The sequence below is a fragment of the Aliiroseovarius sp. S253 genome (assembly GCF_049800855.1).
Taxonomy (GTDB): domain Bacteria; phylum Pseudomonadota; class Alphaproteobacteria; order Rhodobacterales; family Rhodobacteraceae; genus Aliiroseovarius.
This window is the reverse complement of record NZ_JBNAFW010000002.1, coordinates 664829-681841: the sequence shown is the minus strand read 5'-3', so window position 1 is coordinate 681841 and position 17013 is coordinate 664829. Positions and strand designations below refer to the sequence as shown.

18 protein-coding genes are annotated in these 17013 nt (G+C 58.4%); 8 read left to right on the top strand and 10 right to left on the bottom strand.

What is annotated here, in order from left to right:
• Nucleotides 1–49: 49 nt before the first annotated feature.
• The 5 genes from ACP15F_RS14805 to ACP15F_RS14785 all read right to left on the bottom strand — a co-directional run bounded on the left by ACP15F_RS14805 (nucleotide 50) and on the right by ACP15F_RS14785 (nucleotide 5866).
• A complete protein-coding gene (locus tag ACP15F_RS14805; protein ID WP_424941590.1) occupies nucleotides 50–577 on the bottom strand; it encodes a DUF3035 domain-containing protein in 528 nt (175 codons plus the stop codon).
• A gap of 57 nt (nucleotides 578–634) precedes the next feature.
• Nucleotides 635–1111: a signal peptidase II gene (gene lspA, locus ACP15F_RS14800; RefSeq protein WP_424941589.1), complete on the bottom strand. Its 477-nt coding sequence runs from the start codon at nucleotides 1109–1111 to the stop codon at nucleotides 635–637.
• 4 nt (nucleotides 1112–1115) lie between these two features.
• Nucleotides 1116–2705: a bifunctional phosphoribosylaminoimidazolecarboxamide formyltransferase/IMP cyclohydrolase gene (gene purH, locus ACP15F_RS14795; RefSeq protein WP_424941588.1), complete on the bottom strand. Its 1590-nt coding sequence runs from the start codon at nucleotides 2703–2705 to the stop codon at nucleotides 1116–1118.
• Nucleotides 2706–2735: 30 nt separating this feature from the next.
• The gene (locus tag ACP15F_RS14790) at nucleotides 2736–4337 is read right to left on the bottom strand and encodes a heparinase II/III family protein (protein ID WP_424941587.1); all 1602 of its coding nucleotides are present in this window, start codon (nucleotides 4335–4337) and stop codon (nucleotides 2736–2738) included.
• 269 nt (nucleotides 4338–4606) lie between these two features.
• Nucleotides 4607–5866 carry an RsmB/NOP family class I SAM-dependent RNA methyltransferase gene (locus ACP15F_RS14785; RefSeq protein ID WP_424941586.1) on the bottom strand — a complete coding sequence of 420 codons (1260 nt, stop codon included), beginning with the start codon at nucleotides 5864–5866 and terminating at the stop codon, nucleotides 4607–4609.
• Between the two features lie 68 nt (nucleotides 5867–5934).
• On the opposite strand from ACP15F_RS14785, the gene ACP15F_RS14780 reads away from it, so the two are divergent.
• Nucleotides 5935–6162, top strand: a complete 228-nt coding sequence (locus tag ACP15F_RS14780) for a DUF1674 domain-containing protein (protein WP_424941585.1) — start codon at nucleotides 5935–5937, stop codon at nucleotides 6160–6162.
• 16 nt (nucleotides 6163–6178) lie between these two features.
• Here the strand turns inward: ACP15F_RS14780 and truB are convergent, their stop codons facing one another.
• Nucleotides 6179–7084, bottom strand: a complete 906-nt coding sequence (truB, locus tag ACP15F_RS14775) for a tRNA pseudouridine(55) synthase TruB (protein ID WP_424941584.1) — start codon at nucleotides 7082–7084, stop codon at nucleotides 6179–6181.
• Entirely contained in the window at nucleotides 7084–7512 is a 429-nt protein-coding gene (gene rbfA / locus ACP15F_RS14770) for a 30S ribosome-binding factor RbfA (protein ID WP_424941646.1), read from the bottom strand. Before rbfA ends, truB begins: the two co-directional genes overlap by 1 nt.
• A gap of 97 nt (nucleotides 7513–7609) precedes the next feature.
• On the opposite strand from rbfA, the gene dapB reads away from it, so the two are divergent.
• Nucleotides 7610–8419 (top strand): 4-hydroxy-tetrahydrodipicolinate reductase, encoded by an 810-nt coding sequence (dapB, locus tag ACP15F_RS14765; protein ID WP_424941583.1) that lies wholly within the window; start codon nucleotides 7610–7612, stop codon nucleotides 8417–8419.
• A gap of 87 nt (nucleotides 8420–8506) precedes the next feature.
• Here the strand turns inward: dapB and deoA are convergent, their stop codons facing one another.
• Complete coding sequence (gene deoA / locus ACP15F_RS14760) at nucleotides 8507–9814, bottom strand: thymidine phosphorylase (protein ID WP_424941582.1); 1308 nt, start codon at nucleotides 9812–9814, stop codon at nucleotides 8507–8509.
• An 87-nt stretch (nucleotides 9815–9901) separates the two neighbouring features.
• On the opposite strand from deoA, the gene ACP15F_RS14755 reads away from it, so the two are divergent.
• Nucleotides 9902–10408, top strand: coding sequence for a DUF1643 domain-containing protein (locus ACP15F_RS14755; protein WP_424941581.1), 507 nt, complete (start codon nucleotides 9902–9904; stop codon nucleotides 10406–10408).
• Between the two features lie 9 nt (nucleotides 10409–10417).
• Here the strand turns inward: ACP15F_RS14755 and ACP15F_RS14750 are convergent, their stop codons facing one another.
• Nucleotides 10418–11623, bottom strand: coding sequence for a calcium-binding protein (locus ACP15F_RS14750; RefSeq protein ID WP_424941580.1), 1206 nt, complete (start codon nucleotides 11621–11623; stop codon nucleotides 10418–10420).
• A 180-nt stretch (nucleotides 11624–11803) separates the two neighbouring features.
• Between ACP15F_RS14750 and ACP15F_RS14745 the strand changes: the two genes are divergently transcribed.
• The 3 genes from ACP15F_RS14745 (at nucleotide 11804) to ACP15F_RS14735 (ending at nucleotide 12833) form a co-directional block, all read left to right on the top strand.
• Nucleotides 11804–12121, top strand: coding sequence for a DUF5665 domain-containing protein (locus ACP15F_RS14745; RefSeq protein ID WP_424941579.1), 318 nt, complete (start codon nucleotides 11804–11806; stop codon nucleotides 12119–12121).
• A 130-nt stretch (nucleotides 12122–12251) separates the two neighbouring features.
• Nucleotides 12252–12521 carry a 30S ribosomal protein S15 gene (gene rpsO, locus ACP15F_RS14740; protein WP_424941578.1) on the top strand — a complete coding sequence of 90 codons (270 nt, stop codon included), beginning with the start codon at nucleotides 12252–12254 and terminating at the stop codon, nucleotides 12519–12521.
• A gap of 93 nt (nucleotides 12522–12614) precedes the next feature.
• Nucleotides 12615–12833: a DUF6552 family protein gene (locus ACP15F_RS14735; RefSeq protein WP_424941577.1), complete on the top strand. Its 219-nt coding sequence runs from the start codon at nucleotides 12615–12617 to the stop codon at nucleotides 12831–12833.
• Between the two features lie 11 nt (nucleotides 12834–12844).
• Here ACP15F_RS14735 and ACP15F_RS14730 read toward each other — a convergent pair whose 3' ends face one another.
• Nucleotides 12845–13531: an SGNH/GDSL hydrolase family protein gene (locus tag ACP15F_RS14730; protein WP_424941576.1), complete on the bottom strand. Its 687-nt coding sequence runs from the start codon at nucleotides 13529–13531 to the stop codon at nucleotides 12845–12847.
• Between the two features lie 215 nt (nucleotides 13532–13746).
• On the opposite strand from ACP15F_RS14730, the gene ACP15F_RS14725 reads away from it, so the two are divergent.
• On the top strand, nucleotides 13747–14463 hold the full coding sequence (locus ACP15F_RS14725) for a sterol desaturase family protein (protein ID WP_424941575.1): 717 nt from the start codon (nucleotides 13747–13749) through the stop codon (nucleotides 14461–14463).
• 178 nt (nucleotides 14464–14641) lie between these two features.
• A complete protein-coding gene (gene pnp, locus ACP15F_RS14720; RefSeq protein ID WP_424941574.1) occupies nucleotides 14642–16789 on the top strand; it encodes a polyribonucleotide nucleotidyltransferase in 2148 nt (715 codons plus the stop codon).
• Nucleotides 16790–17013 lie beyond the last annotated feature (224 nt).

Below are 17013 nucleotides of genomic sequence, written 5' to 3'. Positions count from 1 at the left end.
GCGCCCTTTGAAAACGAAAAAGGGCCCGAAGGCCCAGTTCTTTGTTCCATTACCGATCGGTTACCGCTTCGGGTGGGGCCGCCGGGGTCCAAATGCCCAGTCGACGCAGGCGATCTAGCTCAAGATGCTGGTTCAGATGCATCGCCTCGTAGGCACGGTAATAGACGTTCACGTTGAACAAACGCTCTAGCACACGACCTTGGTTGTCCTTACGCCATTCCAAATCCGAAGCGGCCAGAACCTGCCGAATGTTACCCGAAACACCATACCGGCTGGCCGCGCTGACCAAAGCCCCCTCGCCGCCCCGCAGCTTACCGGACCCAAGGTTGCCACCAAGGGCCGCAACTGCGTCAGCTTTCGGTGTCGGATCCGTCAGATTCGCCTGACCAGGCGTAGGAGCCGGTAGCTCGGTATAGCTTTTCGGCTCTTGCAGCGGTTTCGTTGGCAAAATTGCAAACTCGTCCGGACCATCCTGCGATGCACGCAAGTTCATCAGCGAAGGTTCGCTGTTGGAACATGCAACCAGCCCCATCAATACAGCGCCAAAAGTCAGAAATTTCACAGACGATACACGCATTTCACGTCCAATCCCCAAGGTAATCTATGGGTTTATTAGCCCATCTGGAAAGCCGCGTCACGGGGTCTTGTTGGACGAGGTGAAAAGAACCAGCCCAATGGCCCCTGCAAAGACAAAAATATCCGCGACATTAAAGGAAAACGGGTTCTGTATGCCGCAGCAGGACATGTTCAGGAAATCGACGACCGCGCCGTAATAGATACGGTCCACCACATTGCCCAGCGCACCTCCGACAAGCAATCCAGAAGAGATCTGCGCCAATGTCCCGACCCGCTCTTTCCGGACCCACCAGACAACCCAAGCAGCAATAATCAATGCCACCGCGATCAGGATCCAGCGGGTGACGCTTGGATCTGCTCCGCCAAACAGGCCGAAGTTGATGCCAGTGTTCCACCCCATCTGATAAACAAGATAAGGGGGCCAAATCTGGACCACGCCGATGCGGTCCAGATCAAGGATATACAACGCGTGATACTTGGTCAGCTGATCCAGCAGGAACGCCACCAAAGCGGATATGCCAATCACGCGCATCATAGGCTTAGTGCTTGAAGTGGCGCATGCCGGTGAAGACCATGGCCAGCCCTGCTTCGTTTGCTGCGTCAATCACTTCCTGATCGCGCATCGAGCCGCCCGGCTGGATCACGCAGGTGCCGCCGGCAGCGGCTGCTTCCAGCAGGCCGTCAGGGAAGGGGAAGAATGCGTCCGACGCAACGGCCGATCCCTTCGCCAGGCTTTCATCCAGTCCCAGTTCGGCCGCCATACGCTCGGCTTTCGAGGCGGCGACGTTGGCGCTGTCCAGACGGCTCATCTGACCCGCGCCCACGCCAACGGTACCTTGGTCTTTCACGTAAACAATGGCGTTTGACTTGACGTGCTTGGCAACTTTCCAAGCAAACAGCAGGTCTTGCATCTGCGCTTCGGTCGGCGCTTTTTCGGTGACCACTTTCAGGTCATCCATACCGACATAGCCCACGTCTTTGTCCTGCACCAAAACACCACCGCCCACTTGTTTATAGGCAGTCAGGGCAGCGCGGGTATCCGGCAGACCGTCCGTCAGAAGCAAGCGCAGGTTCTTTTTAGCTGCAAAGATCTCCTTCGCCTCGTCCGAGGCACCGGGGGCAATCACAACCTCGGTGAAGATCTCAACGATCTTGCTAGCCGTTTCCGCGTCCAGAGGCTGGTTCAGCGCAACAATGCCACCAAAAGCCGAGGTACGGTCACAATCGAAGGCTTTCTGATAGGCGTCCACCAGCGTCGCGCCTTGGGCCACACCGCAGGGGTTGGCGTGCTTGATGATGGCAACAGCGGGGCTGACGGCAGGGTCAAACTCGGCGACCAGCTCGAACGCGGCGTCGGTGTCGTTGATGTTGTTATAGGACAGTTCCTTGCCCTGCAGCTGGGTCGCGGTCGCCACACCGGGACGGTTCGAACCGTCGGTATAGAAAGCCGCTTTCTGGTGGCTGTTCTCGCCATAGCGCAGGGTCTGCTTCAGCTCGCCAGCAAAGGCACGGCGGCGCGGGGCTTCAAGCTCCAGCGCACCCGCCATCCACGAGGACACAGCGGCGTCATAGGCACCCGTGCGGGCATAGGCGATCTGCGCCTGACGCTGACGGAACGCATACGAGGTCTGACCTTCGTTGCCATCCAGCTCGGCCAGCAGCGTGTCATAATCCTGCACGTCCACGATCACGTTCACGAAGGCATGGTTCTTGGCGGCTGCACGGATCATGGCCGGGCCACCAATGTCGATGTTCTCGATGCAGGTGTCATAGTCGGCACCCTTGGCGACAGTTTCCTCGAACGGGTATAGGTTCACCACCAACAGGTCGATCGCGCCAATGCCGTGCTCGTCCATCGAGGCGACGTGTGCGTCGTTGTCGCGCAGCGCCAGCAGACCGCCATGCACCATCGGGTGCAGCGTCTTGACGCGGCCGTCCATCATTTCGGGGAAGCCGGTGACCTCGGCCACGTCTTTTACGGCGACACCAGCGTCGCGCAGCGCCTTAGCAGAACCGCCGGTCGACAAGATCTCGACCCCGCGGGCTTCCAGAGCCTGGCCCAATTCAATCAGGCCGGTCTTGTCGGATACGGAAATCAGCGCGCGGCGCACGGGATGAAGGTCGGTCATGTCAGTTGGCCCCCCAAGGCCTGAAGTCTGTTAACTTGGCAGCTCCGCCCGGTCGCCCGTTTCAAGGTCACGCAAAACCGTTGGGGTGTCTTGCGCCTTGGCTAGCGTCCAGCGGATGCGTGTCGCATAGTCCATTGCGACGCCAGAGAGAACCACTTGTTTTGTTTTTCGAGGCTTCAGGCGTGACTTTTCCAAGTAAATGCTGCTTTGCAGCATCAGTTCGCCGCGCCCTTCGAAGCGGAACACCCAAATCTCGCCGGACCGAAGCGCCAGCGAAACCGCAGTACCACCCATATCGACGGTCGCGTCGACTTCGGGATGCAGGTGAAAGCGAACAGTGAAGGGTACGCCTTGCAAGGACGTGTCATCCAAAGCAGTGTCGAACAGCTCTTGATCCGCATCGGTCACCGCAGCCAGCGTGTCTTCACCAGACAATTCACGCCCCGACACGCTCAGCTCCAACTTGCGCATATGGGTCAGGCCGTGGGTCGCGACATAGCCATCTTGGGCGGCAACAATCCCGGTCGTTCCAGTCCCGACCACGTGCTGCAACGGAACTTGTTTGGGGGTCTGCACCAAAAAGGTTCGTTCGATCCCATCCAGAACCTGCGGCTGAGATAGTCGCGACGATGACATGCCTTTGATGCCCAATACCGAATGGGACGGCGTAGCACGTCCCGCTTTATGCCATTCCGGGCCGAACTGAACGCCAGAGCCGCAATTCACGATCACGGGACGACGACCTGACGTCAGCTCGAACGCAAGGGTCGAAGCATGCCCATTGGCCGATGCATTTCCGACCGGAGGCGGCGTTCCATCGATGATCACACTGGTCCGACCGCCAGACAGACGGGCATAGCCCATGGCCAGACCCTCGTTCACGCCAGCCCGCACACCAGAGTTCGCCAGCGCATGATCCAAACGACCATCTAACCCGCGCCCTCCACCGTGAAACCGGGCCAGACCGCCATCAGAATGGCGAAGTGCGCGCAACGTTGGGGCAATCCGATTGATCGCCTCAAGATGAGCGACCTCGGGCTCTCGTCCGCTTTCGCGAAGGGTCAGTGCGGCCCAATTCAGAAGCGTAAACACTTCCAAAAGCTCTTCGGGGTTCCGGGTTGGAATGCCCCCTTGATCGTCAATCTGATCTGCGCATTCCTGTGCCAAGGCCCGAATAGCGGCGTCCACATGAACATTGACGCCCGTCAGGCTGAAACCGGCGTAGATCAGGCCTGTCAGAGCCTCGAACCGCGGTAGGCCGGGTGTTGCCCCGCGCCATCGGCGGGCCAGAAACAAGGTTTGCTGCCCCAGCGACCGGAAAAACCGCTGACTTTGGTCCGAGGTCATGCCCCGCATCAGAAACAACGCATGGCTGATCCAGCGGATCAACCGCCGCCCGGTCAGGTCCGGTGTCCATCCCTCGCCGCGCCCATTGCCATAAGCGTCAATCCAGCCGAACACCCAGTCCTGCGCACGGTCGCGCGCCTCGGCGTCGCCAACACTGGCCAGATCATCCAGCCAGGCAAAACCTTGAGTTTCTTCTATGAACGCAGGATTGGGTGGCGCGATGTCCCACAGCATGTAATCAGGTGCATTCACCAGATGCCCAGCAAACAGGAAGTTGCCAGCCAAAAGCTGCTTACCGCGCGCAAACGACCCAATAGTCCGCGGTTCGGGTTGCGAAACAAACCCCGCCGCAGGCCGTGCTTTTGCCGCACGCTTTGCATGCCAACGATTTGAAAATCGGGTGCTTAACCCGGAAGAACCGATCTGTGGAGCCACAGCGCGCCTCGCCTCATTCAACCTTGCCCGGGGCCATTTTGACCCGCCCCTCTTTGGGGGCTTTCGCAAAGCATACCAAGACAGCCCACGCCTGTCATGGCGAAATCAAGCGCGTGGGTTTATTTCCGGCGCAGGCAGGTGATAAAGAACCCGTCCATCCCGCCTTGATCCGCCATATAATGCGGGAACAGACGCAGCCCTTCGGGGCCGATCCAGTCGGCTTCGACGCCCGGCAGACGCAGTGCATCAAGCTCGACCGACAGACCTTCGTGACGGGCCAAAGCGTCGCGCACTTGCTCTTCGCCTTCGTCGATAAGCAAGCTACAGGTGCAATAGATCAGACGTCCGCCGGACTTCAAAAGCCCCAGCGCCCGATCGATCATGTATTCCTGAAGCTCGAACAGACCCGGAAACTCGCCACCATCCTTGGCATAGGGCAGATCGGGGTGACGGCGGATGGTGCCGGTGGCGGTACAGGGCGCATCCAGCAGGATCGCATCAAACGGCCCCCCTTCGAATTCCAACGCATCGCTGATGACCAATTCGGCTTCAAGCTTCGTGCGCGTCAGGTTTTCTTCAACCCGCTTCATCCGCCCCTCGGACACATCCAAGGCCGTGACCTTCGCCCCAGCGGCCGCAAGCTGCATGGTTTTCCCGCCGGGCGCCGCGCACATGTCCAGAACAGTCTCGCCCGCCTTCGCGTCCAACACCTTGGCGGGCAAAGTGGCGGCGACGTCCTGAACCCACCAATCACCTTCGGCATAGCCCGGAAGATTGGTGATCTGCCCGGCATCTGACAATCGAACCGATCCCATCGGCAGTAGTTCGCCTTTCACAGCCCCGGCTAGTGCCTTGGCATCGCCCTTTGCGGTCAAATCGACCGGAGCACCCGCGAAATGCGCGACTTCCATCGCGGCCACGGCCTCTTTCCCGTAATCCGCCAGCAACGGCTTACGCAGCCATTTTGGCAGACGCGGGATGGGCAGCGTGTCCCACTTGTCTTTCTCGCGGTCAATCTTGCGCAGAACGGCATTCACCAGACCCCGTGCATGTTCGGTCTCGGCCTGCGCCTTCGCGATCTCGACACAGGCATTCACCACCCCATGCGCGGCTCCGCCATTGCAGATCTCGGACACGCCCAGCCGCAAAATGTTCAAAACACGCGGCACAGGACGTTGACGCAGGAACGGACCAAGCATCCGGTCGCAACGATCCATGTCGCGCAAAGTTTGCAGCACCAGACGTTGCGCGCGGGCGCGATCTTCGGCGGGCAGTTTTGCCAGACGTTTTGGCAATGCTTCGGACAAGAGCCGCTTTTCAACGGTCACATCATCCAGAAGGTCCACCACCACATGCCGCACGTCTTTCGGGTTGCTCATCTTACGTCCTTTGCGTTTCGCTGCTTTGCGCCCTATATCATCCCCAACACCGAAACAAGGAGCGCCGCATGTCAGACGATAGCCCCAAGGCCGACCAATCGAAAGAAGCCGCGCCCGAGACTCCCAAACGCGAGCTTCCCCCCGCCGCCATCCGCGCCCTTGCCGAAGCGGAAGAGCGTCGCAAGAAGGCCGAGGCCGACGCGAAATCTCTGCCCACTGAACTCGGTGGCCGCGATGGGCCCGAACCAGTGCGCTTCGGTGATTGGGAGAAAAAAGGCATCGCCATCGACTTTTGATCGATGGCAGCGCGTTTTACTGGTTGAACACCCGGCTGGGATGCAGTTCGCCCGCACGATATCTGCCGACGGCAACCGCCTTGCCCTCGTAAGACGCCCAAGCCTCGTCGCCATATTCCACCTCTGACGTCAGAACCATGCCAGGATTGCCGTGCTTCAAACGTGTTGCGCCCTCGGCGCTGGCTTTCAGTTCTGGCAGGTCCTGCAAACCTTCCTCGAGCGGGCGCAGATAGGCGTCCAGCTCTCCGGTTTTGGCCAGCTCTTCGATTAGCTCGATGGTCACACCATCTTCCGCATCAAACGGTCCCGACCAGATACGGCGCAGATTGCGCACATGGCCGTGACAGCCCAGCGCTTCGCCCAGATCACGCGCGATTGAGCGTACGTATCCACCCTTGCCACAAGTCATTTCCAACGTGACGTGATCGGCGTCCGGGCGGGACACCATCACCAGTTCCTCGACCCAAAGCGGGCGGGCGGCGATCTCGACATCCTCGCCATCGCGGGCCAGCTTATATGCACGCTCGCCATCAATCTTCACGGCCGAGAACTTCGGCGGCACCTGCATGATGTCGCCGGTGAACTGCGCCAAAGCGGCCTGAATTTCCTCATCCGAGGGGCGGGCATCGCTTTCCAAAATCACCTCGCCCTCGGCGTCATCGGTGTTGGTCGCCTGCCCCAGACGCACGGTGAATTCGTAAGCCTTCAGCGCGTCGGTGATATAGGGAACGGTCTTCGTCGCCTCGCCCAAAGCCACGGCCAAAACGCCAGTTGCTTCCGGATCAAGCGTGCCCGCATGGCCCGCCTTCTTCGCGTCCATCGCCCAGCGCACCTTGTTCACAACAGCATTCGAGCTGATACCAGCGGGCTTGTCCACGACCAGCCAGCCGTGGATATCGCGCCCCTTCTTGCGGCGTCCCATCAGTCTTCTCCGGCCTCGTCGGTGTCGCTGTCCGGTTTACGCAGATCGCGCTGCACATCTTCTTGCTGCAACAGGCGGTGGGTGTGATCCATCTGATCGAAGGTCTCATCCACCATGAAGCGCAGCTCGGGCGTGTGCTTGATCTTGATCGCGCGACCTACAATGCGACGCAGCTCGCCTTTGTTGCGGGCCAAAGCCTTCACGGCCTCGGTCCCGCCCTTGCCACCCAAAGGCAGCGCATAGACGGTTGCAATCGACAGGTCTGCGGACAGACGTACTTCGCCAATGGTGATGGACATGCGCGACAGGTCAGGGTCGTGCACATCGCCACGCATAAGGGCTTCGGACAGGGTCCGGCGGATCAGTTCAGCCACGCGCAGCTGTCGCTGGTTGGGGCCACGTTGGTCTTCAAAACGGTTCTTTGCCATATCCGCCATGTATTCCTTGATGCGCTTGTGCGCAACAGGGCTTTGCCAACTGGGCGCGCGCAGGTTAGACAACCCCAAACGAAATTCGGAGACAGTTATGAGCGATTTGCCGGGCATTGTGGTGATGGGGGCCTCGGGCCGAATGGGTCAGATGCTGATCAAAGAGGTGCTGGCCAACGACAAGGCGCGCCTTGTGGGTGCATTGGAACGCCCCGGCCATGACTGGGTCGAACGCGATGTGGGTGAATGCATGGGCGGTCAGCCTGTGGGCGTCACAGTGACGGATGACGCGTTGGAGACCATGGCCAAGGCGCAGGCGGTGATCGACTTCACCGCGCCCGCTGCAACCGTGGACATGGCCGAGATCGCCGCCCAAGCCCGCGCCGTCCACGTGATCGGCACCACCGGTCTGACCGACGAGGATCTGGAAAAGATCGCATTGGCCGGACGTCACGCCACCATCGTGCGCGCCGGCAATATGAGCCTTGGTGTGAACCTGCTGGTGCAGCTGACCAAACAGGTCGCCGCTGCGTTGGACGAAGATTTCGATATCGAGATCGTCGAAGCCCACCACCACCACAAGGTGGACGCGCCTTCTGGTACTGCGCTGATGTTGGGCGAAGCCGCAGCCGAAGGGCGCGGAGTTGATTTGGCCGACGTCTCGGACCGGGGGCGTGATGGCATCACCGGCGCGCGTAAACGCGGCGACATCGGTTTTCATGCGGTACGCGGTGGCGACATCGTGGGCGAACACGACGTGATGTTTGCCGCCCCCGGCGAACGCATCATTCTCCGCCATCTGGCCACCGACCGCGCCATCTTTGCGCGCGGGGCCGTAAGGGCCGCCCTGTGGGGGCAAGACAAAAAACCCGGTGAATACAACATGTTGGACGTGCTGGGCCTGTAAGAAATTGGCGTAACACTCCCGCCCAGCACCGGCCCTTTCGGGCCGCGCTAGTTGGGGGTGGCCCGTGCCTGCGGCACGGGCGGGCAACTAGGTCAAAATCTCGGCGACCACAGGTCCAGGCGTCGGTGCTTCCCCGATGTGATAGGCCGCAGACAGTTGCGCCTTCGCCGCATCGGCATCCGCGTCAGAAGCGGCATGGATCACCGCAATTGGGTCGCCTTTCTCCAGTTTCGCTCCCAGCGGCGCAAGCCGTGTCAAACCTACAGCCGGGTCGATCTTGTCGGCTGCACGGCGCCGCCCCCCGCCCAGTTCGACCACACAGAGCCCAACCTCGCGGGTGTCGATGGTGCTGACATATCCAGCATCACTCGCGCGGAGTTCGGTCACAACCGGGGCACTGGCCAAATGAGCTTCAGCGTTCTCGAGAATATCCGACGGACCACCCAGCGCAGCCACCATTTGCCCGAACTTTTCGGCTGCACGGCCACTTTCAAGCGCGTCACCCACGCGTTTCCTTGCGGCGTGCGCCTCAGATTCAGCGCCCGACGCAACCAGCATCTGAGCACAAAGCGCGATCACGACCTCCTCTAGCCGTTCGGTACGGCGTGCGCCGGTCAGAAACTCTATCGCGTTCATCGTCTCGACCGCGTTGCCCGCTGCATCCGCCAAAGGCTCGTTCATATCGGTCAGCAACGCATGGCATTTGAGCCCTGCCAATCGAGCCACACGCTGGATCGACGCAGCCAAGTCGCGCGCATCCTCGAAGTTGGACATAAACGCGCCGTTCCCGAATTTCACATCCATCACGAGCGATTCCAACCCCGCCGCCAGCTTCTTCGACAGAATCGACGCGGTGATCAGCGGGATGCTTTCGACCGTCGCCGTCACGTCCCGGATCGCGTAGAGGCGCTTGTCGGCAGGGGCAAGGTCTCCGGTTTGGCCGATAATGGCGCAGCCCACATCGCGTACGACCCGGTCGAACAGAACATTATCTGGCTGCGAGGTATAACCGGGAATTGCGTCCATCTTGTCGAGCGTGCCGCCCGTATGCCCCAGCCCGCGGCCCGAGATCATCGGTACATAGGCTCCGCAAGCGGCCAAAATGGGTGCGAGCATCAGGCTGACATTGTCGCCGACGCCGCCCGTTGAATGCTTGTCCACCACAGGGCCGGGCATGTCTGGCCAGCTAAACACATCACCACTGTCGCGCATCGCCAAGGTTAGCGCGGCGGTTTCATCCGGCGACAAACCCTTTAGCCACGAGGCCATGGCAAATGCTGCGACCTGTGCATCACTAGCGCCACCTCTGGCGATGCCGTCCACCATCACGGTAATGTCGTCGCCAGTCAGAACTTGACCATCGCGCTTCTTGCGGATGACTTCGGATATCAGCATGATCTGCTCCGTTTCCTTCACCTTCCGATCATTCCCGCAGCAACGCAAGGGGTTGCCAAGACTTGGGTCAATGCGCAGAAAGCAGTCATGATCACACGTGAGTTTCAAAAGGGCGATGCCCATTCAACTGCAGTTTATTCGGATTGCGAGAAGTATCGCTATACGCTGACCCGTGTGTGGGAGCCCGCCGGGCGTAAGGCGCTGTTCATTATGTTGAACCCATCAACGGCGACAGAAGTTCAAAACGACCCCACGGTTGAACGCTGCGAGCGGCGCGCCCGCACCCTTGGATTTGGCGCATTTCGGGTCACAAATATCTTCGCGTGGCGTGACACAGATCCGCGTAAGATGCGGGCGGCAAGCGACCCGGTGGGTCCAGCGAATGATGCTGCCATTCTGGAAAGTTGTCCTTGGGCGGATCAGGTCATCTGCGGCTGGGGCACCCACGGCGCTCATCTGTCACGCGGGCCAGAAGTCGAAGAGCTTCTACGCCAAGCAAATCAGCCGACGTTTCACTTGGGCTTAACCAAGGAAGGGCACCCAAAGCATCCGCTTTATATCGCCTACGCCCAGCAACCCGAGAACTGGTTCTAGATTTCGAACCTAGGCAAAAACCTCGGGACGAACTTCAACATATACATCGCGCGCAGTGGCATCTGGCGCGCCCTTTAGGATGGCAACGATCTGACCGCCAACAGTCACCACACCATCCTCACCATTGTCCGAAGGGGAAACTTCGCAGGTCAGATCCGCGTGCCCCTCGCCTTCATCCAGCGAGACGCGCAGGAAATCACGGCCGGCTTCAAAATCCATGACCTGAGCCACAGGCACCTCAAAATTCCCATCAGAGTACAGCCAGAACACGTCGTTGCCTTCGCCTCCGGTAGCCACGTCTGACGCACCGAAGATCAGCGTGTCGTTGCCTGCGCCACCATCCAAAACATCTGACGCTCCGTCATTGTGCCAGTCATATTCGTGCTGTTCGGCTCCGCTTTCTTCCATCGCATGGCCGAAGTGGTCGATTACATCATCGCCATCCCCGCCAAGAAGCCAATCCGCTCCAAGACCGCCTTTCAGGATATCGTCACCATCACCACCATCCAGAATGTCGTTATCGGTGGCATCCAGATCGCTGGGCACCTCATCCTCGTGGCTGCCGCCGAACAGCTGATCATCGCCGTCCCCACCGGTCAGCACATCGTCCCCGCTGCCGCCGTCAAGATAGCTGTCCACACTGTCAGAACCATCTAAGCGATCATCGCCCTGCCCGCCAAAGGCCGCCAATGCGCCAGTGCCCGCTATGATCGTGTCATCGCCTTCATTGCCAAACAAATAGGCCGCTTCGTCACCCGCCTGGATCGTGTCATTGCCTGCACCTGCATCAAGCACATCAATTGGCCCATCCCCCCCAACGACAGCCGTACCTTTGAACGTCGATATCTGCCCTGCATCACCATCGGCCCCAGATCCATCAAGGGTCACATCATCGTCTGCGTTGGTCAGAACATGCTCATCTGTTTCAGGAACAAAGTAATCCAGTTCTTCACGCCCATAGTGCGAATCGGTTTCGCTGCCCAACAGCTGATCCAACAGGGTCTGATCCTTCTCCGGGCTGTCCCCATCCCCGGCCCCACTGTTCGGGGTCAAGATGTCGCCGATCCCATTGGTGTTTGGTGGCAGAGAACCGGTCCCATCAAGGTCACCAGATCCGCCCCCATTGCCGTCAAAATCATTCCCCACTTCGTCCGTGAAGCTTTCCGCCATTAAGGCAACTGGCATAAGGCTTAGAAACAACAACCCAAAAAGCATCTAGTACATCGCCCATATTGTTCCGGTAACACGTCAATCGCGTCGATGATGCCGATCACCGCTTGCGAATGTATGAAACACCACGCATTCTTCGACCTGAATATGCGGACAAGTTTAATCAAATCGAAAGTTAACAAAGTGTTAACGACATCCCCGCGCCGCCAAAACGAGGATCGACTGATGCCAGATTCTGACAGTGAAACGAACGACCCGCTGGCTCAGCGCGAAGAGCAGCTCTCGCAGGAGGTGCGCGCCCTTCGGGCCGAGGTCGAACGCATGAACAACCATCGTTTCATTCGTCTGCATGACAGCCTGTTCAAACTAGGGATGTTTCAGCTGTATCGCGGGCTGGCCTTTGGTTTGGGATCCGTACTGGGTGCCACAATCTTGGTTTCTTGGGTCATCTATATGCTGGGCTCGATCGACTTCATCCCGGTGCTGGGCGACTGGGCCACGCAGATTATCGACGAAATTAAGGTCACCCCTTCTGAGCAATGATTTCCTTTGCGTTTGACGTAGAATCCTTCTAGACACCCCCATCCGTCTGAAAATGGCGGGTATCTCCATGGGCCTTGCTGGACGACATCCCGGCCTGCGCCATCCACTTTAACCTATGAAGGAGACCCCGATGTCGATCACTGTTGAAGAAAAGAACCGCCTGATCAAAGATTTTGGCACCAAAGAAGGCGACACCGGTTCGCCCGAAGTTCAGGTTGCCATCCTGTCGTCGCGCATCGCGACCCTGACCGAGCACTTCAAAACCCACAAGAAAGACAACCACGGTCGCCGTGGCCTTCTGAAGATGGTTGCCCAGCGCCGTAAGCTGCTGGACTATGTGCGCGGTAAAGACGAAGCGCGCTATCAGGACCTGATTAAGCGTCTGGGTCTGCGTCGCTAAGACCTGCCCCGTTTGAATAGAAACGCCCGTCTTGCAAAAGGCGGGCGTTTTTCTTCACAATACTATCAGTCTACTGCTTTACGGGAGAGTGCATTGCAAACAGTCGATATCGTGAAATGGATTGCTACGGCAATTCAGTTGGTTGGCTACGGTATGACTGGCCTGAACATGACCCCTTGGAACGTGTATGCCTTCTTCGTGGGCATTTTTCTTTGGTTCGCCGTTGGTGTGATGTGGAAGGATAAGGCAATCATGGTGGTTCATGTTGGCGCCTTTATTTCGCTGTTTGCTGGTTATCTGAACGCTGCATAAACGCCCAGATACTACCTTTCACGATCCAGTTTCCTGATCATAACCGCCAACCGCTTGGCGATCACCGCGCTGCCCTTGAACGACGGGTGGATCATATCTGCGGTGTGAAATGACTTGTCTCCGTACGGCACCAGATCCTTGTTCGACAGGAAATAGACCCCTTTCATCTGGCGGACCATAAGCTGAAGCCGGGCTTCGTAGGCATCGCCATCGTCCCGGCAGTGCTCGATCGAGGAATCCACACCCGGCGTCCGCAAATAGCCGATCACGATAACCTTCGCGCCCGTGGCTCGTATCCGATTGATCAGATCTGGAACATAGCCGTACTGCCCGTTGATCGTGACCATCAGGTTGATATTGCGGCCACATCTCTTGCACCCACACCCAAACCAAAGGTCGTTTCCGCCTCCGTTCAGTATCACCCAGTCCCAGTGTTCGCCCCGAAACTGACGGCTGATTTTCATGCCCATGCTGCCCGATATCGGCAATTCATACATGATACGTGCACCGCCGACCGAACGATTGACGACGGGTTCCTTCAGATAGCGGCCCAGCATGTCCCCGATCGACCGGTTTGACATTTTGTGCCACGCCATCAGGCTGTCGCCGATCACCAATATCTTTGGCTGGCGCCCCTCGGACATCGCTGGGGAACTCAGACTAAACAGGCACAACACAAGGATCAGATATCGCAGCATAGGGAAACTTCCACACAACAGGGACAATCCGCTTCACGGCGATGAAACGGAACCGCATAACTGGTTCAACTGTGAAGCAATCAGACGCGCATCGTCAACCAATGAGGGCATTTCAACCACGCCACTCCCCCTAAACCCCGCCCTACTTGACGTTTGGTTTGGCTTGAAATGACCCGCGTTCATCGCTCAGCCTGTCCAAAGGTGAGGAGACGACGATGAAAGAAGCAATTCGCGTTTTGATGAATATGGGCAGCCTGCACCGGCTGTTTCCGTTCTGGTTTCTAGGGCTGGTTGCGCTGGTGAACTGGTTCAACCCGTGGCTTTTGCTGGCCATCGCCTATGGCGTGTTGGCACAGTTCTTCGTCGAATATGCCATGCACCGTTTCCTTCTGCACCGCGAGCCACCCACCGATCAGGGTGTGTTCAACGAGCTTTACAGAAGCCATATCGGCCATCACGAGTTTCCCAATGATCCCGAGTTTTTCACGGGCGGGGATCATTGGTACGCGCTGAAGTTCGGTACGATATCCTTTGTCGCGCATACGCTTGTGCTCTGGCCCGTTCTGGGGCTGGGACCGGCCGCGCTCTTTGCCTATGTGGCCCTGTTCGTCGGGTCGGTCAGTGCCTTCACTTTCTATGAATACTGCCACACTCTGGCCCATGTGAATGTGCCGAAAGGTTGGTTTGGACAGCGCATAACCCGCTCGCACCTGGCCCATCACTTTCAGGATCACGAAGCCACCTTCCACGTTAGCTTCGGAATGGGCTGGATCGATAAGCTGTTCGGCACCAAGCACGATCCCGACGTCGCGCGGCAGCGGTTTGACCGGGAAACCATCCTGTCCATGGGCATGGACCCCGAGGATCTGCGCCTTGTCACTGCCCGCAAGGCTTTCGGCATCACCAAGCACCCACGTCGCCGCCACAGCTAGGGCACATCAGCGCTAACGGTTTTGCTTTCCAAACCCCTTGTTTTCCTGTAAGGCGCACGCATCTGAGACGTGCGCTTCGATCCCGGCGCATGAAACGATAAAGGGGTCGGTGGCAATGGGGCCACCATGACAACGGAAGACCCGGAGGGCCGGGAGTGCTTCCAACTAGGAAAACATGATGTTTGACGTAACTAAAAAATCGATGGAGTGGGGCGAAGAAACCCTCACTCTGGAAACGGGCAAAGTTGCCCGTCAGGCCGACGGAACTGTGATCGCCACTTTGGGTGAAACTTCCGTAATGGCCAACGTGACCTTCGCGAAGGCACAGAAGCCCGGTCAGGACTTCTTCCCGCTGACAGTTCACTATAACGAAAAATACTATGCCGCTGGTAAAATCCCCGGTGGCTTCTTCAAACGCGAAGCGCGTCCGACCGAAAAAGAGACGCTGACCTCGCGTCTGATCGACCGTCCGATCCGCCCGCTGTTCGTTCCCGGCTTCAAAAACGAAGTTCTGGTAATCTGCACCGTGCTGAGCCACGACCTTGTCAACGATCCCGACATCGTTGCAATGATCGCTGCATCGGCTGCTCTGACCATTTCGGGCGCGCCCTTCATGGGTCCGATTGCTGCGGCACGTGTTGGTTTTGAAGACGGTGAATACGTTCTGAACCCGACTTGCGACGACATGCACCAGCTGCGCAACAACCCAGACCAGCGTCTGGACCTTGTTGTTGCTGGTACCAAAGACGCCGTGATGATGGTGGAATCGGAAGCCTACGAGCTGACCGAAGCCGAGATGCTGGGCGCTGTGAACTTCGCACACCAAGAAATCCAGCCGGTTATCGACCTGATCATTGATCTGGCCGAAGAAGCCGCGAAAGAGCCGTTTGACTATCAGCCTGCTGATTACTCGGACCTCTACACAGCTGTTAAAGCCGCTGGCGAAGATAAAATCCGCGCCGCATACGGCAACACCGACAAACAGGAACGCGTTGCGGCCCTGTCGGTTGCCAAAGAGGAAATCGTTGCCGCTCTGACCGAAGAGCAGCAGGAAGACGCGAACCTTGGTTCGGCCCTGAAGAAGCTGGAAAGCTCGGTTGTTCGCGGCGACGTCGTGAAAACCGGCAAGCGCATCGACGGTCGTGCTCTGGACACCGTGCGCCCGATCGTATCGGAAGCAGGCATCCTGCCCCGTACGCACGGTTCGGCCCTGTTCACCCGTGGCGAGACCCAAGGTCTGGTTGTGACCACTTTGGGCACCGGCGACGACGAACAGATGATCGACGCGCTGACCGGCACCTACAAGTCGAACTTCATGCTGCACTACAACTTCCCGCCCTACTCGGTCGGCGAAGTGGGCCGCTTTGGTTTCACCGGTCGTCGTGAAATCGGTCACGGTAAGCTGGCATGGCGTGCGCTGCAGGCAGTTCTGCCGTCGGCCACCGACTTCCCCTACACCATCCGCGTTGTGTCCGAGATCACCGAGTCGAACGGCTCGTCCTCGATGGCATCGGTATGTGGTGGTTCGCTGTCCATGATGGACGCGGCTGTTCCGCTTAAAGCACCGGTTGCTGGTGTTGCCATGGGTCTGATTCTGGAAGATGACGGTTCGTACGCTGTTCTGACCGACATTCTGGGTGACGAAGATCACCTGGGTGACATGGACTTCAAAGTGGCTGGTACCGAAGACGGCATCACGTCGCTGCAGATGGACATCAAGGTCGCAGGCATCACGCCCGAGATCATGGAGAAAGCCCTGGCACAAGCCAAAGAGGGTCGCCTTCATATCCTGAGCGAGATGAACAAAGCACTGTCGGAAGGTCGTCAGGAGTTCTCGGCACACGCACCGCGCATCGAGACCATGAACATCCCGACCGACAAGATCCGTGAAGTGATCGGTTCGGGCGGTAAGGTCATCCGCGAAATCGTCGAAGTGTCGGGCGCTAAGGTCGACATCAACGACGACGGCGTGATCAAGATCGCATCGCCCAACGGCGACGCCATCGCCAAGGCTTACGAGATGATCCACTCGATCGTTGCAGAGCCGGAAGAAGGCGCGATCTACACCGGTAAAGTTGTGAAGATCGTCGACTTCGGCGCCTTCGTGAACTTCTTCGGCAAGCGCGACGGCCTTGTGCACGTCAGCCAGATCGAAAACCGTCGCCTGAACCATCCTTCGGACGTTCTGAAAGAAGGCCAGGAAGTTAAAGTCAAACTGCTTGGCTTCGACGACCGCGGTAAGGTTCGCCTGTCGATGAAAATCGTCGATCAGGAAACCGGTGAAGAGATCGCTCCTGAACCGAAAAAGAAAAAAGACGAAGAGTAAATCTTAGTCACTCGAAACAGAAAGCCCCGGTGGAAACGCCGGGGCTTTTTTGTTCACATTACCGTATCTGTAGATACTCCGGGCACGACGCGCTGGCCGGTTTTTCTATGCTTTCTTGATATGGAAGAAACGCGCGATGGAAGACTATGTAGACCTGATGTTTCGCGGCAACGTCGCGGACCTGCAAAAAGACGAGGCAGCCATGACAAATACATAGCGCTCGA

What these genes read in the sequence shown, in the direction of transcription:
- ACP15F_RS14805 (WP_424941590.1), bottom strand. Translation starts at nt 577, where the DNA reads ATGCGTGTATCGTCTGTGAAATTTCTGACTTTTGGCGCTGTATTGATG.
- lspA (WP_424941589.1), bottom strand. Translation starts at nt 1,111, where the DNA reads ATGATGCGCGTGATTGGCATATCCGCTTTGGTGGCGTTCCTGCTGGAT.
- purH (WP_424941588.1), bottom strand. Translation starts at nt 2,705, where the DNA reads ATGACCGACCTTCATCCCGTGCGCCGCGCGCTGATTTCCGTATCCGAC.
- ACP15F_RS14785 (WP_424941586.1), bottom strand. Translation starts at nt 5,866, where the DNA reads ATGAGCAACCCGAAAGACGTGCGGCATGTGGTGGTGGACCTTCTGGAT.
- ACP15F_RS14780 (WP_424941585.1), top strand. Translation starts at nt 5,935, where the DNA reads ATGTCAGACGATAGCCCCAAGGCCGACCAATCGAAAGAAGCCGCGCCC.
- truB (WP_424941584.1), bottom strand. Translation starts at nt 7,084, where the DNA reads ATGGGACGCCGCAAGAAGGGGCGCGATATCCACGGCTGGCTGGTCGTG.
- rbfA (WP_424941646.1), bottom strand. Translation starts at nt 7,512, where the DNA reads ATGGCAAAGAACCGTTTTGAAGACCAACGTGGCCCCAACCAGCGACAG.
- dapB (WP_424941583.1), top strand. Translation starts at nt 7,610, where the DNA reads ATGAGCGATTTGCCGGGCATTGTGGTGATGGGGGCCTCGGGCCGAATG.
- deoA (WP_424941582.1), bottom strand. Translation starts at nt 9,814, where the DNA reads ATGCTGATATCCGAAGTCATCCGCAAGAAGCGCGATGGTCAAGTTCTG.
- ACP15F_RS14755 (WP_424941581.1), top strand. Translation starts at nt 9,902, where the DNA reads ATGATCACACGTGAGTTTCAAAAGGGCGATGCCCATTCAACTGCAGTT.
- ACP15F_RS14750 (WP_424941580.1), bottom strand. Translation starts at nt 11,623, where the DNA reads ATGCTTTTTGGGTTGTTGTTTCTAAGCCTTATGCCAGTTGCCTTAATG.
- ACP15F_RS14745 (WP_424941579.1), top strand. Translation starts at nt 11,804, where the DNA reads ATGCCAGATTCTGACAGTGAAACGAACGACCCGCTGGCTCAGCGCGAA.
- rpsO (WP_424941578.1), top strand. Translation starts at nt 12,252, where the DNA reads ATGTCGATCACTGTTGAAGAAAAGAACCGCCTGATCAAAGATTTTGGC.
- ACP15F_RS14730 (WP_424941576.1), bottom strand. Translation starts at nt 13,531, where the DNA reads ATGCTGCGATATCTGATCCTTGTGTTGTGCCTGTTTAGTCTGAGTTCC.
- ACP15F_RS14725 (WP_424941575.1), top strand. Translation starts at nt 13,747, where the DNA reads ATGAAAGAAGCAATTCGCGTTTTGATGAATATGGGCAGCCTGCACCGG.
- pnp (WP_424941574.1), top strand. Translation starts at nt 14,642, where the DNA reads ATGTTTGACGTAACTAAAAAATCGATGGAGTGGGGCGAAGAAACCCTC.